Annotated in this window: 13 protein-coding genes; 10 read left to right on the top strand and 3 right to left on the bottom strand. The window is 74.6% G+C overall.

Annotated elements, in window-relative coordinates:
• Window positions 1-5 precede the first annotated feature (5 nt).
• The 5 genes from ACWCV9_RS17070 to ACWCV9_RS17050 all read left to right on the top strand — a co-directional run bounded on the left by ACWCV9_RS17070 (window position 6) and on the right by ACWCV9_RS17050 (window position 4,991).
• Window positions 6-1,490, top strand: a complete 1,485-nt coding sequence (locus ACWCV9_RS17070; RefSeq protein WP_450787463.1) for a SulP family inorganic anion transporter — start codon at window positions 6-8, stop codon at window positions 1,488-1,490.
• Between the two features lie 80 nt (window positions 1,491-1,570).
• Window positions 1,571-2,383 carry a slipin family protein gene (locus ACWCV9_RS17065; protein ID WP_450787461.1) on the top strand — a complete coding sequence of 271 codons (813 nt, stop codon included), beginning with the start codon at window positions 1,571-1,573 and terminating at the stop codon, window positions 2,381-2,383.
• Window positions 2,384-2,392: 9 nt separating this feature from the next.
• Entirely contained in the window at window positions 2,393-3,238 is an 846-nt protein-coding gene (locus tag ACWCV9_RS17060) for a PPK2 family polyphosphate kinase (RefSeq protein WP_450787460.1), read from the top strand.
• Window positions 3,239-3,255: 17 nt separating this feature from the next.
• Entirely contained in the window at window positions 3,256-4,782 is a 1,527-nt protein-coding gene (locus ACWCV9_RS17055) for an FAD-dependent oxidoreductase (protein ID WP_450787458.1), read from the top strand.
• 26 nt (window positions 4,783-4,808) lie between these two features.
• Window positions 4,809-4,991 (top strand): hypothetical protein, encoded by a 183-nt coding sequence (locus ACWCV9_RS17050; RefSeq protein ID WP_385840613.1) that lies wholly within the window; start codon window positions 4,809-4,811, stop codon window positions 4,989-4,991.
• On the opposite strand, the gene ACWCV9_RS17045 is transcribed toward ACWCV9_RS17050, so the two are convergent.
• The gene (locus ACWCV9_RS17045) at window positions 4,983-5,654 is read right to left on the bottom strand and encodes an ABC transporter (RefSeq protein ID WP_450787457.1); all 672 of its coding nucleotides are present in this window, start codon (window positions 5,652-5,654) and stop codon (window positions 4,983-4,985) included. The two genes, ACWCV9_RS17050 and ACWCV9_RS17045, sit on opposite strands and share 9 nt — an antisense overlap.
• Complete coding sequence (locus ACWCV9_RS17040; protein ID WP_450787456.1) at window positions 5,651-6,535, bottom strand: ABC transporter ATP-binding protein; 885 nt, start codon at window positions 6,533-6,535, stop codon at window positions 5,651-5,653. The genes ACWCV9_RS17045 and ACWCV9_RS17040 overlap by 4 nt, the downstream gene beginning before the upstream one ends.
• A gap of 59 nt (window positions 6,536-6,594) precedes the next feature.
• Between ACWCV9_RS17040 and ACWCV9_RS17035 the strand changes: the two genes are divergently transcribed.
• Window positions 6,595-7,311 carry a peptidyl-tRNA hydrolase gene (locus ACWCV9_RS17035; RefSeq protein WP_450787454.1) on the top strand — a complete coding sequence of 239 codons (717 nt, stop codon included), beginning with the start codon at window positions 6,595-6,597 and terminating at the stop codon, window positions 7,309-7,311.
• A 37-nt stretch (window positions 7,312-7,348) separates the two neighbouring features.
• Here ACWCV9_RS17035 and ACWCV9_RS17030 read toward each other — a convergent pair whose 3' ends face one another.
• Window positions 7,349-8,266: a GNAT family N-acetyltransferase gene (locus ACWCV9_RS17030; protein WP_450787452.1), complete on the bottom strand. Its 918-nt coding sequence runs from the start codon at window positions 8,264-8,266 to the stop codon at window positions 7,349-7,351.
• Window positions 8,267-8,427: 161 nt separating this feature from the next.
• Between ACWCV9_RS17030 and ACWCV9_RS17025 the strand changes: the two genes are divergently transcribed.
• From ACWCV9_RS17025 to ACWCV9_RS17010, 4 genes are all read left to right on the top strand, one after another.
• Window positions 8,428-9,882 carry a multinuclear nonheme iron-dependent oxidase gene (locus tag ACWCV9_RS17025; protein ID WP_450787450.1) on the top strand — a complete coding sequence of 485 codons (1,455 nt, stop codon included), beginning with the start codon at window positions 8,428-8,430 and terminating at the stop codon, window positions 9,880-9,882.
• A 289-nt stretch (window positions 9,883-10,171) separates the two neighbouring features.
• Window positions 10,172-10,882: a DUF4142 domain-containing protein gene (locus ACWCV9_RS17020; RefSeq protein ID WP_450787448.1), complete on the top strand. Its 711-nt coding sequence runs from the start codon at window positions 10,172-10,174 to the stop codon at window positions 10,880-10,882.
• 97 nt (window positions 10,883-10,979) lie between these two features.
• Window positions 10,980-11,765, top strand: coding sequence for a TIGR04222 domain-containing membrane protein (locus ACWCV9_RS17015; RefSeq protein WP_450787447.1), 786 nt, complete (start codon window positions 10,980-10,982; stop codon window positions 11,763-11,765).
• A 396-nt stretch (window positions 11,766-12,161) separates the two neighbouring features.
• The gene (locus ACWCV9_RS17010; protein WP_450787445.1) at window positions 12,162-13,805 is read left to right on the top strand and encodes an alpha/beta hydrolase; all 1,644 of its coding nucleotides are present in this window, start codon (window positions 12,162-12,164) and stop codon (window positions 13,803-13,805) included.
• Window positions 13,806-13,808: the final 3 nt, after the last annotated feature.

The raw sequence follows: 13,808 nt of genomic DNA, 5'->3' as shown, positions 1-13,808 counted from the left end.
CGCCGATGACCAGCAACGACACCACTCCGATAGCCCGTTTCCCCTATCTGCGGCAGGACTTCGCCGCCTCGCTCGTGGTCTTCCTGGTCGCGCTGCCGCTCTGCGTGGGCGTGGCCGTCGCCTCCGGGGTCCCGGCCGAACTCGGCCTGGTCACCGGCATCGTGGGCGGCATCGTCACCGGGCTGATGCGGGGCAGCAGCCTCCAGGTCTCGGGGCCGGCGGCCGGCATGACCGTGCTGGTCTTCGAGGCGGTCAAGGAGTTCGGGCTGCCGATGCTCGGTGCGCTCGTCCTCGCCACCGGACTGCTCCAGGTGGGCATGGGCCTGCTGCGGCTCGGCCGCTGGTTCCGCGCCATCTCGGTCTCCGTCGTGGAGGGCATGCTGGCCGGGATCGGGCTGGTGCTCGTCGCCGGACAGCTGTACCCGGCGCTCGCCGCGAAGGCTCCCGACTCCGGCCTGGGCAAGATCGCCGGGCTGCCCGGGGCGTTCGTGGACGCCCTGGGCGAGGGCAGGGCGCTGGCCTCGCTCGCGGTGTGCGCGGGCACCGTCGCGGTGCTGCTGCTGTGGAAGCACGTCCCGGCGAAGGTGCGCACACTTCCCGGCCCGCTGGCCGCGGTCGGCCTCGCCACGGTGGCCGTGTTCGCGCTGGACCTGCCGGTGGCCACCGTCGAGGTGCAGGGGCTGCTGGGCTCGGTCCAGCCGCCGCCGCTGAGCGCGTTCGGCGAGCTGGCGGCCGTCGGCGCGCTCGGCACGGTCCTCGCGTTCACGCTGATCGCGTCCGCCGAGTCGCTGTTCAGCGCGGCGGCCGTGGACCGGCTGCACTCCGGCCCACGCACCCGGTACGACCAGGAGCTGGTCGCCCAGGGCGTCGGCAACGCGCTGTGCGGGGTGCTCGGCGCGCTGCCGATGACCGCGGTGATCGTGCGCAGCGCGGCCAACGTCCAGGCGGGCGCCCGCACCAAGGCCTCCCGGGTGCTGCACGGCGTATGGCTGCTGCTGTTCACCGCGCTGCTGCCGGGCGTGCTCGGCTACATCCCGATCCCGGCGCTCGCCGGCATCCTGATCTATTCCGGGGCGAAGCTGGTCCCGGTCCGGGCGCTGGCCGCGCTCTGGCGCGAGCAGCGGGGCGAGGCGGTGGTCCTCGCCGCCACGGCCGTGTCCATCGTCGCGGTCAGCATGTTCGAGGGGGTGCTGATCGGCCTGGCGCTGGCGGTGGTCAAGACCGCCTGGGAGGCCTCGCACGGCAAGCTGGAGATCGTCGACAAGGGCGCCGGCCCCATCGAGGCGTATCTGTCGGGCAACGCGACCTTCCTGCGCCTGCCGAAGATCCTGGACACCCTGGAGTCGCTGCCCCAGGACCGCCCGGTCCGCCTGGACCTGTCCGGGCTGCACCATCTGGACCACGCCTGTCGTACGGCCCTGGAGAACTGGGCCGAGCGGCACAGCGCGGCCGGCACCGAGCCGGTGCGGGTGCTGACCGCCGCCGCGTAATCCCGGCATGGCCGCTTCGGCCGCCGCGGGCATATCGTTGCAGCAACAGACAAACCAGACCTCTGTGCGAGGAGGTCGACATGGTCCAGGAGCTGCTGGGAGCGATCGCCGCGGCGGCCGTCTTCGGTCTGGTGTATCTCGCGATGGCGGCCCGCGTGGTCAAGCAGTACGAGCGCGGGGTGCTGTTCCGGCTGGGCCGGGTGGCCGGTGACGCCCGGACGCCCGGCTTCAAGCTGATCATCCCGTTCGTCGACCGGCTGCAAAAGGTCAACATGCAGATCGTGACGCTGCCGGTCCCCGCCCAGGAGGGCATCACCCGGGACAACGTCACGGTCCGCGTGGACGCGGTCGTCTACTTCCGGGTGATCGACCCGACGAGCGCGCTGGTGAAGGTCGAGGACTACAAGTTCGCGGTCTCGCAGATGGCGCAGACGTCCCTGCGCTCGATCATCGGCAAGAGCGACCTGGACGACCTGCTCTCCAACCGCGAGAAACTCAACCAGGGGCTGGAGCTGATGATCGACAGCCCGGCCGTCGGCTGGGGTGTCCAGGTCGACCGGGTGGAGATCAAGGACGTGTCCCTGCCGGACACGATGAAGCGGTCCATGGCCCGCCAGGCCGAGGCCGACCGGGAGCGCCGGGCCCGGATCATCAACGCGGACGCGGAGTTCCAGGCCTCCAAGAAGCTCGCGGAGGCGGCCCAGCAGATGGCCGGGACGCCGGCCGCGCTGCAACTCCGGCTCCTCCAGACCGTGATGGCGGTGGCCGCGGAGAAGAACTCCACGCTGGTGCTGCCGATCCCGGTGGAGCTGCTGCACTTCCTGGAGCGGGGCGGACAGGGCGGGCAGCAGCAGGCGCTGCCCGACGGGGACGGCGAGGTCCGGGGTGGTTAGGGGCTGCGGGTGACCGGGGAACTCCGCGATGTGCTGCGGCTGCCGGTCGGGGAACCGGTCGAGCTGGCCGCGTACGACAGCCGGGCCACGCCCGAAGCGCCCGGCGGGAAGAAGGTGTCCCGGGCGGACACGGGCCGGATGGGCGCGTGTCTGGCCGAGTTGCAGGAGCGGCTGTGGGCCGCCGGGACCGCGGGGGACCGGCGGCGGGTGCTGCTGGTGCTCCAGGGCATGGACACCAGCGGCAAGGGGGGCACGGTCAAGCATGTCATCGGCCAGTTCAACCCCTCCGGCTGCCGGATCCGGGCGTTCAAGGCGCCGACGGAGGAGGAGCGGCGGCACGACTTCCTGTGGCGGGTGCGGCAGGCGCTGCCCGAGCCGGGCGAGATCGGCATCTTCGACCGCTCGCACTACGAGGACGTCCTCATCGCCCGCGTCCGGCATCTCGTCCCGCCCGCCGAGATCGGCAGCCGCTACGGCCTGATCAACGACTTCGAACGGTCCCTCGCCGAGGACGACGTGACCCTCGTCAAGTGCTTCCTGCACATCTCGTACAAGGAGCAGCGGCGCCGGCTGCTGCGCCGGCTGGACCGCCCGGACAAGCAGTGGAAGTTCGCCCCCGGCGACATCGACGAGCGCTCCCGGTGGCCCGCCTACCAGGAGGCCTACCAGCTGGCCCTGGAGCACTGCGCGGCGCCGTACGCGCCCTGGTACCTGATCCCCGCGGACCGCAAGTGGTACCGCAACTGGGCCGTCAGCCGGCTGCTGCTGGAGCATCTGACGGCCCTGGACCCGCAGTACCCGAAGCCCGGGTTCGATGTGGCGGAATGCCGGGACCGGCTGCTGAACCAGAGGTAGGCGGGTACCCGGCGCGCATGCGCGAGCAACCGCAACTCACGGATTCGTACTGGCTGCGGACCGCCCCGGGGCCCGAGCTTCCCGCCCTGGACGGGGATCTGGACGCCGATGTGGCCGTCGTCGGCGCGGGCATCGCCGGGCTGAGCACCGCACATGCGCTGGCCCGGGCCGGGCTGCGGGTGGTGGTGCTGGAGGCCGGGCGGGTGGCGGCCGGGGTCACCGGCTACACCACCGCCAAGCTGACCGCCCAGCACACCCTGGTCTACGACCGGCTGCGGCGCACCCGTGGCCCCGAGGCCGCGCGGCTGTACGCCCGCTCCCAGTCGGAGGCGATCGAGCATGCCAAGGGGCTGGTGGACGAGCTGGGCATCGACTGCGAGTGGGAGACCCGGGACGCCTACACCTTCGTACGGGACCAGGCGCGGGTGGACGAGGTGCGGGCGGAGGCGGAGGCCGCGCGGGAGGCGGGGCTGCCGGCCGCGTTCACGACCAGGACCGGGCTGCCGTTCCCGGTGGCGGGCGCGGTCCGGGTGTCCGGACAGGCGCAGTTCCACCCGGTCAGGTATCTGCGGGCGCTCACCGAGGATCTGCTCGCGCGGGGCGGGCAGGTGTACGAGCGGACGCGGGTCGTCGGTCTCCAGGAGGGCGGGCGGCCCTGCCGGGTGACGACCGAGGCCGGCCACACGGTGACCGCCGGGGACGTGGTCGTCGCCACCCACTACCCGGTGTTCGACCGCGCCCTGCTGTTCCCCCGCCTCTCCCCGCGCCGGGAACTGGTGGTCGCCGGGCCGCTGGGCGACGGCGCCGACCCGGAGGGCATGTACATCACGCCGGAGGAGAACACCCGGTCCGTGCGCACCGCGCCGTTCGGGGCGGACGGGCAGCGGCTGCTGGTGGTCACCGGGGAGCACTTCACGCCCGGCACCGGCGATGTGCGGGCCGGTCTCGACGCCCTCGCCGGCTGGGCCGAGCGGCACTTCCCCGGCGTGACGCTGAACCAGGCCTGGGCCACCCAGGACAACGACGCCACCGACACCGTGCCGATGGTGGGCCCGCTGCACCCGGCCGCCCGGCACACCTATGTGGCCACCGGCTTCGGCGGCTGGGGGCTGAGCGGCGGCATCATGGCCGGGCTGCTGCTGACCGCGCTGATCACCGGCCGGGACTGCGCCTGGCGGGAGCTGTACGACCCGCGCCGGCTGAAGCCGGTGGTGCGGGAGGCACCGGCACTGCTGAAGACGCAGGCGGAGGTGGCCCGGCACTTCGTCGGCGACCGGCTCAAACCGCCGGCCTCGACGGACGACATCGCGCCCGGCGACGGCGCCGTGGTCCGGGCGGCCGGCGGCGGGCGGGTCGCCGTGCATCGGGACGACGCGGGTGAGCTGCATGCGGTCTCGGCCCGCTGCACCCACCTGGGCTGCCTGGTCGGCTTCAACCGCGCCGAACGCGCCTGGGAGTGCCCCTGCCACGACTCCCGGTTCGCCGTCGACGGCAGCGTGCTCCAGGGTCCGGCGGTGCACCCGCTGGAACGGCGGGAACCGTGACGGCCGCCGCTCACTACGCTGGACGTATGAGCGACGAGGACTACTGCACGGTCGCCGCGGCTCCGCGGCCGCCGCAGGCCGACGGCCCGCCGTACGCCGAGTGCGTGCTGTGCCGGCAGCCCACGGAGTACCCGGAGTCGTACAAGGGCATCACGCTGTGCCCGGTGTGCGAGTGGCAGGAGGCGCAGCGCACCGCCTGTTCAGGGTGAGCGGCGCGCGGTGAGACCCGCGGCCAGGGCGAAGGCGGCCGCCGTGAGGACGGCCGCCCCGGCCAGCGGCAGCAGCGACAGCGGCGCCCGGCCGGTCTGCGAACCGATCACCAGACCACTGACCGCGGCCTGCGCCGGGGACCCGGTCACCACCACCGCGAGCAGCGCGCCCAGCAGCATCGCCGGGACCGCGCGGCCGGTGGACCGCAGCACCGGCCGGTTGGTGAGCGCGCCGACGGCCGCGCCGAGCAGCGCGCAGACGAGGGTCGCCGGCAGCCCGGCCGCGGCCGCCCGCAGCCGGGGCACCGGGATCCGGTGGCCGTTGCTCGCCGCGTCGCTGACCAGTGTGAAGACCGCGGTCGCGGCCACCCCGAGCAGCACGGCCGCCAGCAGCGCGGTCAGCAGACAGGCGAGGTGGGCCCGGACCGGCCCGCGCGCGGCGGCCACACACGCCTGGGCCGCGGGCGGCTCCGCCGTGACACAGATCCGTACCAGCCAGGCGGCGACCGGCAGCAGCCCGGCGGCCGTGTAGCCGAGCGAGTCGAGGATCGGCTCGCCGCTCTGCACACCGACCCCGAGGAAGGCGACGTAGAGGATCACCGGCGGCAGCCACCGCTGCGAGCGCAGCAGCAGGTCGGCCTGGTAGCGCAGGAGTGCGGTCATGGGCGGTCCTGGAAGTGGTCGGGGGCAGCCGCGGGGTCCGGGGGCGTGGCGACGCTCGCCACGTGCCAGGGCAGGTCGGCCGTGAGCAGCGCGCGCAGCAGGACGTCGGAGCGGGCGGCGGGGACGGTGAGCCGGTAGGTGCCGGGCGTGGTCTCCTCGGCGGAGGCGAGGGCGCGCACCGCGTCCGGCGGCAGCTGTCCGCCGGCCGGTCCCCGGACCGTGATCCGGGCGAGCGGCCCGGTCTGCGGACGCGGCGTCGCGGTACGGCGCTCCAGCCGGCCGTCGGTCACGGCGTACGTGGCGTCCGGCGCCCCGGCCAGCCGGCGGGGGTCGTGGTCGACGAAGACGACGGCGCCCCCGGCGGCGGTCCGCTCGGCCACCGCCCGCTCCAGCTCGGCCCGCGCGGCCGTGTCCAGCCCGGTCCACGCCTCGTCCAGCACCAGCAGTTCCGGCTCGCCGAGCAGGGCCTGGGCGACGGCGACCTTCTGGCTGCTGCCCTTGGACAGCCGCGCCATCGGCGTACCGGCGTAGGCGGCGGCGCCGAACCGCTCCAGCCAGGTGCCCGCGGCGCGGGCGGCGTCGGCGCGGCCGAGGCCGTGGACGGTGCCGAGGTGGGTCAGATAGCCGATCGTCGTGAAGGGCAGGGCGGAGGGAAAGCGTTCGGGTACGTAGGCGGTGCGCGGGCGGCCGGTGACCCGGCCCTCGGTGGGTGCGTCGAGGCGGGCCAGCAGCCGGAGCAGGGTGGACTTCCCGGTGCCGTTCGCCCCTTCCACCCGGATGAGGGTGCCGGGGGCGACGGTGAGGTCGACCCCGCGTAACACCCAGGGGCCGCGCAGGCCGTAGCGGCGGCCGACGGCGGTCAGGCGCAGGTCATGGTGCATGGGGCCATTGTGGTCGGCCGGGCGGGGTGCGGGGGCCGCGCCCCGTAGAGTTGGCCGGTGTGAGCAGTGTTTCAGCGCCCCCCGGAGACAGCCCCTTCCACGCCGACCGCACGGTCCGCGACGAGGCACCGCAGTTCGTGCTGCCCCTCGTGGTGCGGATCGAGCGTGCCGCGCCGCCGGCCCGTACCGACGCGCTGGAGACGGCCGCGCGGGCGGTGCTGGTGCTGCTCGGTGACACCCGGGCGCTCGGTGACGGCGAGTGGGCCGAGGCGGTACGGAACTGGGAGGACGCCCGGATCCGCAAGGTGGTCCGGCGGGCCCGGGGCGCGGAGTGGCGGCGGGCCGAGGCGCTGCCCGGCATCACGCTCACCGGAACGTCCGCGCAGGTACGGGTCTTTCCGCCCGTCCCGCTGGACGGCTGGCCCAAGGAGCTGGCCAAGCTCCAGGTGTCGGGCACCGAACTGGACGACCCGGAGCCGCCGCCGGCGGCCGGCTCCGCCGAGCCGGTGCTGTGGCTCAACCCCGAGCTGGAGATGTCGGCCGGCAAGGCGATGGCGCAGGCCGGGCACGGCGCCCAACTGGCCTGGTGGGCACTGTCCGACACGGAGCGCACCGCCTGGCGGGACGCCGGCTTCCCGCTGGCCGTCCGCACCGCGGACCCCGCCGCCTGGCCGGAACTGACCCGCTCGGGGCTGCCGTTGGTCCGGGACGCGGGCTTCACCGAGATCGCCCCGGGCTCCTGCACGGTCGTGGCGGACCATCCCGCCCTGCGCTGACCGCCCGCGCGGCTGACCGCCCGCGCGGCGACGGACCTCAGGAACCGGCGCGCGGCAGGGGGAGGGAGCGGGCCTCCTCCAGGACGCGGTAGCCCGTGCTGGTGTACAGGCCCATCGCGACCTCGTTGCCGCCCCACACGGTGAACATCAGCACCGAGTCGCCGGCCGCGAGCGTCGCCTGTTCACCGGCCGTCATCGCGGCCCGGCCGTAGCCCTTCCCCCGGTGCTGCTCGTGGATGTACAGGGAGTAGCCGTAGCTGACCCCGGGAAGGTACCCGTGCTTCAGCCAGCCGGTGCCGATCCGCTCCCCCGCCGCCTCCAGCACCAGGAAGGTGTGGTCCGGCGTGTCGAGGCCCTCGGGGACCAGCTCCGCGAAGTCCCGGTCGGCCTTGCGTACGGCGTCCTCGGGGCTCAGGAACCCGGCCCGGATGATGTCCCCGGCGTACTGGGCCTTCTCGGCGGCGACCCACTCGGGATACTCGTCCGGCGTCATGGGCCGCACGGTGACGCCGTCCAGCGCGTCCGGCGGGGAGTCGATCGGCCGGGTCCGGAACTGGGCGCGGACGCCGTACCCGGCGAACAGCTCGCCGGCGGGCTCGGTGAGCGTCACGTCTATCCGGTGTGCGCCCCGCTCCTCGCACCAGGCCTCGGCCCAGTCCCGGGCGGTCTGCTCGTGGCCCCGGCCGGCGTGGCGCGGGTCGATGTGCAGGTCGTGGATCCGGCCCGTGGGGACGCCGTTGCGGTCGTCGGCCGTGGCCACGGCGATGTGCCCCACGCGGGTCCCGGCGTCCGTGATCTCGGCGACGGTGCAGTCAGCGACGTCGGCGCGGCCGTTCTCGATCAGACGGTCCGCCGCGGCCGCGGTCAGCCCGGCCGCCGTGTACGCGGTGTGCAGCCGCCGCTCGAAGTCCGCCTGCCAGTCGGTGGTTTCGCCCAGGATGCTGATCTCGGTCATCAGCGCACAGTAGCTTCCGCTGTCATGATCCTGATCGGAATATCCCGCCGAAGCCCGCGCCTCCGGCGGAACCTCAAATGTTGCTCTGAAGGAAGCCCGTAGGTGATTCGGTGCGGTGCGCCGGGGCCATACCCCCCTCACGGACGAGGAGGGGGACACGGATGCGGGCACTGGGCACGGGGATCGGGTGGCGGCCGGAGATCGCCGAGGCCGTGGAGCGCATGCCGGGCATCGACTGGGTGGAGGTCGTGGCGGAGAACGTCTGCCCCGGCCATCTCCCCGAGTCCCTGCTGCGGCTGCGGGAGCGCGGGGTCACCGTGATCCCGCACGGCGTGTCCCTCGGCCTCGGCGGCGCCGACCGGCCCGACCCGGACCGGCTGACGGCGCTGGCGGAGCGGGCGGAGGCGCTGGGCGCCCCGCTGGTCACCGAGCACATCGCGTTCGTCCGCGCGGGCGGCCCGCGCACCGCGTCCCCGCTGCTGGAGGCCGGGCACCTGCTGCCGGTGCCGCGCACCCGGGACGCCCTGGACGTGCTGTGCGAGAACGTCCGCATCGCCCAGGAGGCGCTGCCGGTGCCGCTCGCCCTGGAGAACATCGCCGCCCTGTTCGGCTGGCCGGGCGAGGAGCTGACGGAGGGGCGGTTCCTGTCCGAGCTGGTCGAGCGGACCGGCGTACGGCTGCTGATCGATGTCGCCAACCTGCACACCAACCGCGTCAACCGGGGCGAGGACCCGGCCGAGGCGCTGGCCGCGCTGCCGCTGGAGGCGCTCGCCTACGTCCATGTCGCGGGTGGCTTCGAACGCGACGGCGTCTGGCACGACAGCCACGCCCACCCCGTCCCCCGCCCGGTCCTCGACCTCCTGACCGACCTCTCCACCCGGGTGGCCCCGCCCGGGGTGCTCCTGGAGCGTGACGAGAACTTCCCCGAACCAGCTGAGCTGGAGGCCGAGTTGACGGCGATCCGGGCGGCGGTGGCGGTGGGGCGGGGGCGGGGTGCGGCGCGGGGTCCCGCTGATGACGGTGCGGTTGGGCGGGCTCGGGGTACGGGGCGGGGTACCGCTGATGCCGGTGCGACCGAGCGGGCTCGGGGTACGGGGCGGGGTGCCGCTGATGCCGGTGCGGCCGGTGGCCGTACGGCGGCCGGGGGCGGGGGTGTGGCCGTGCTGGCGCCGGCGACGGCCGGGGTGGAGGTCCGCGAGGCCACCCGGCAGCGGCTCGGGGTCGCCCAGGCGGCCGTGCTGTCGGCGCTGGTGGCGGGGACGCCGGTGCCGGAGGGGTTCGACCGGGTGCGGATGGGGGTGCAGGCGCGGGCGCTGGCGGCGAAGCGGGCGGACGTGGTGGCGAAGGTCGCGCCGGAACTGCCGAGGATTCTGGGGGCGGGGTACCGGCCGGCGTTCCTGGAGTACGCCCGCGAGCGGCCGATGAGCGGGGGGTACCGCCGGGACGCCCTCGACTTCGCGGCGCATGTGCTGCGCAGCGGGGCGCCGTTGCCGGGCGGCGCGGACGCCGCGCTGCGCGAGTGGTGGCTGGACCGGGCGGGCCCGGCACCGAGGCCCCACGGGCGGCGAGCGCGGATTGCCCGGGCGGCGCGGAGGGTGCTGCCGGGGAGGAGGTGAGGCGCGGACGGTACGGGCGGGCGGGGCGCGGCCGTGCAGGCGGGCGGGGCGCGGCGCGGCCGGAGCGATACCGACCCGTGGCCGGAACCGGCGCGCACCCCAACTGCCCCGACGACACGCACCCCAGCCGCGCCGCCCCCGGCCGGAAACAGCGCGCTTCCCAGCCGTGCCTCCCCGCGACCCTCCCCCATCGCCCACCGCCCAGTAATATCCAACCCCGCACCAGCCCGTACCACCCCGCACCCGCCCCCCGACCCACCGTGGTGTGCGGTGCGTAGCAGGAGTCACCATGCGACCGCGTCCCCCGATCCAGGGTCGAGGCATATTCAGCGGCACCGGGCTCGTCATCGCGGCCCTCGCGGCGACCACGGTCGCGCTGCTGTACCCGCTGTGGACCTACGCCGACCGGCAGCAGCCCGCCGGCGCGGCCACCCTGAGCGCCCGGACCGTGACCACGCCGTACGGCCCGCTGTCCGCGCAGGACCAGGACTTCATCACCAAGGTGCGGCTGGCGGGACTGTGGGAGCTGCCCGCCGGCCGGCTCGCGGAGCACAAGGGCACCACCCCGGCCGTACGCGCGGCGGGCCGGCACCTGATCGACGGCCACACCTCCCTCGACGCGCATGTGCGCACCGTCGCCACCCAGCTCGGCGTCCCGCTGCCCAACGAGCCGAACGAGCAGCAGAAGCAGTGGCTCGCCACCCTGAACACGGCCCAGGGCCAGGACTTCGACCGCCAGTTCGCCGGCCTGCTGCGCCTCGCCCACGGCCGGGTCTTCTCGCTGGTCGCCGCCGTCCGGGCGGGCACCCAGAACTCCCTGGTCCGCGATCTCGCCGACGACGCCAACGCGACCGTCCTCGACCACATCAAGGTCCTGGAGGCGACGGGGTACGTCGACTTCGCCTCGCTCGCCCGCCAACTGGCGGCCTCCGCCACCCCCGTACCGACCCCGCCCGCGGTCGCACCCGCCTCCGCCGTCCCGGTCACACCCGGCCCCTGACCTGCGCGGCGAACGGAACGTCACAAAGCCGCAACAGCGCGTCCGGATACGGGAAATGCCATGGCGCGGGCCCGGGGCCGTGACATAGAAACACGTCATGTTCTGGGTCCTACTCCTGCTCCTGGCCTGGGCTTTCGCCGGTACGGCCTGTACCCGGCTGTGTCTGGCGGCAGCCCGCGCGGCCGCCGTCGACACGGATGCCGCGACAGCGGACCGGGAGCACGCGCTGACGTTGTACGAGGCGGCCTTCCTCTCCGGCGGCCCCGCCCGGGTCGCCGACGTGACCCTCGTGTCGATGGCCCGGCAGCGCCGTCTGCTGCTCGCCCACACCGGCTGGGCCACCGTGGTGGACCCGCGGGGCCGGGACGAGCTCGAGAAGTCCGTCATAGGGGCGATAGGGCCGGAGGGCCAGTCCCGGATCGCACCGGTGCGGGCGCGGACGGCCGGCGCGGAGGCGGTACGGCGGCTGGCCGACGGACTGGTGCACGCGGGCCTCGCGGTACCCGACGGCGCCCGTACGGGGACCGTGGGGGCCGCCGTACGGCAGGTGCGGGCCGCCGCCGCGGCCGCGCTGCTGCTCGGGGTGACCGCGCTGCTGCTGCCCGTCGAGTCGGGGACGTCCCGGCTGCTGGTCGGCCTGTGGTTCGCGCTGCCCGTCGTCCTGTCCCTGAGCTGCCTGGCCATCGCCCGCTTCGAGGTGCACCCGTACTCGCGCTGGGCCTCCCCGGCCGGTCAGCGACTGCTGGGCGCCCTGGCCCGCAGGCCGGCCGGTGACGAACGGTCCTTCCTCACCTCGGTCGCCATGCGGGGCGTCCGCGCGATCGGCGAACCGGAGCTGCGCGCGGCCTTCGCCCACCGCGACCAGCCCCACTGGCGGGACTAGGGCCTTTCTTTCGGATCAGGTCGGCTGCGGCGCCGGCGCCTTCTCGGCCGACCCGAGCGGGCTCTGGTGCGTGCAGATGCAAGGCGGAGGACCGAGTCGACGCGGAGCGATGGGGGTCCCCCCGCGCGAGCGCAGCCGAGCGTGGGGGAGAGGGACGACAACGCAGCAGATGTGCGTGCCAGGGCCCGCGACGCCGGCAAGATCCGAAAGAGAGGCCCTAGGGGCAAAGAGAGGTCCTGAGGGCGCCGAAGGGCTTCGGGGGGCGCACAGGGGGCATTGGCGCCGACACCGGCCGGGTGGTGCTTGCCTTCCCCGACAGTCATACGAAACATCCCTTTTGTGGTCGCCGGGCCATGGCAGCCGTGCCATCGCCGCCGCTCACCGAAGGGATTCGCGATGAGAACTGCCGCCCTGTACTCGGCCGCCGGTTCCCTGCTCCTGACCAGCCTGGCCGCGGCCCCCGCGGGCGGCGCACCCGGCGGTCCCGGCAGCCTCCCCGGCACCCCCGGCACGGCCGAGCTGCGCGGCACCGCGGTGGCCGTGGCCCGGGCCCGGGCGGCGGGTGTCGACTTCGGGGCCTGTTCCGCGGCCGACGTACCGGACGCGCCGGAGGGCCTGGAGTGCGGCACCGTGACCGTCCCGCTGGACTACGCGCACCCCGACGGCAGGCGGATTCGGCTCACCGTCAGCCGGGTCCGGGCCACCCAGCGGGACCCGCGCAACAGCAAGCGGAAGGTGCCCCGGCAGGGCGCCCTGGTCTACAACCCGGGCGGGCCGGGCGCCTCCGGCATGTACTTCCCGCTGATCGGCGCGGTCCCGCAGTGGAAGCAGATCGCGGCCGCCTACGACCTGGTCGGCTACGCCCCACGCGGAGTGGGCCGTTCGGCGCCGCTGTCCTGTGTGGACCCCGCGCACTTCCTCAAGGCACCGACCGCGGCGCCGGAGCACCCCTCGGAGAGCTACAAGCGGCAGCGGATCGCCCAGGCGAAGGCGTACGCCCGCGGCTGCGCGCAGCGGTCCGGGAGCGGCCTGCGCTTCTTCAACTCGCTCAACAACGCCCGTGACCTGGACGTCCTGCGGGCGGCGCTGGGCGAGGACCGGCTGACCTTCATGGGCGCGTCGTACGGCACGTACTTCGGCGCGCTGTACGCGGCGATGTTCCCCTCGCATGTGCGGCGCATGGTGCTGGACTCGGCGGTGGACCCGGACCCGGAGAAGATCTGGTACCGCGACAACCTGGACCAGTCGGCCGCGTTCGAGGACCGCTGGGCGGACTTCCGGGAGTGGATCGCCCACAACGACGCCGTGTACCGGCTCGGTGACACCCCCGCGAAGGTGCAGCGCAGTTACGACACGGCGCGGGAGCGGCTGGGCCGGAAGGCGGCGGGCGGCACGGTCGGGCCAGGCCAGTTGCAGAACGCGTTCCTGACCGCGGGTTACTACGACGACTTCTGGCCGAGCCGGGCCGCCGCGCTCTCGGCCTATCTGCACGGCGACCCCAAGCCGCTGGTCCGGCTGGCCGCCCCGAGCCCGGAGACGGCCGCGGAGGCGGAGAACGGCAGCGCGGTGTACACGGCCGTCGAGTGCAACGACGCGCCATGGCCGACGGACTGGAAGGTGTGGGACCGGGACAACACCCGGCTGGCCCGCTCTGCGCCCTTCGAGACCTGGGACAACGCGTGGATGAATCTGCCGTGCGCCTACTGGCCGGCGCCCCGGCAGCGGCCGCTGGACGTGCGGACCGGGCCGGGTGAGCTGCCGCCGGTGCTGATCCTGGCGGCCGAGCGGGACGCGGCCGCGCCGTACCCGGGGGCGCTGGAGATGAGCCGGCGGCTGGCCGGTTCGGCGCTGGTGACCGAGCGGGACGCGGGGACGCACGGCATCGGGGGCGGCCCCAATGCGTGCGTCAACGCGTACCTCGATGCGTATCTGCTGGCGGGACGGGTGCCGGAGCGGCATGCGTCCTGTGCCCCGCACAGGCCTCCGGCGGCCGGGCCGAGGGCGCAGAGCACCCTCGCCGGCAGGGTCGGCCGGCGGTGAGGC

This window comes from Streptomyces sp. NPDC001606, from assembly GCF_053596835.1.
This window is presented reverse-complemented; position numbering and strand designations above follow the sequence as displayed.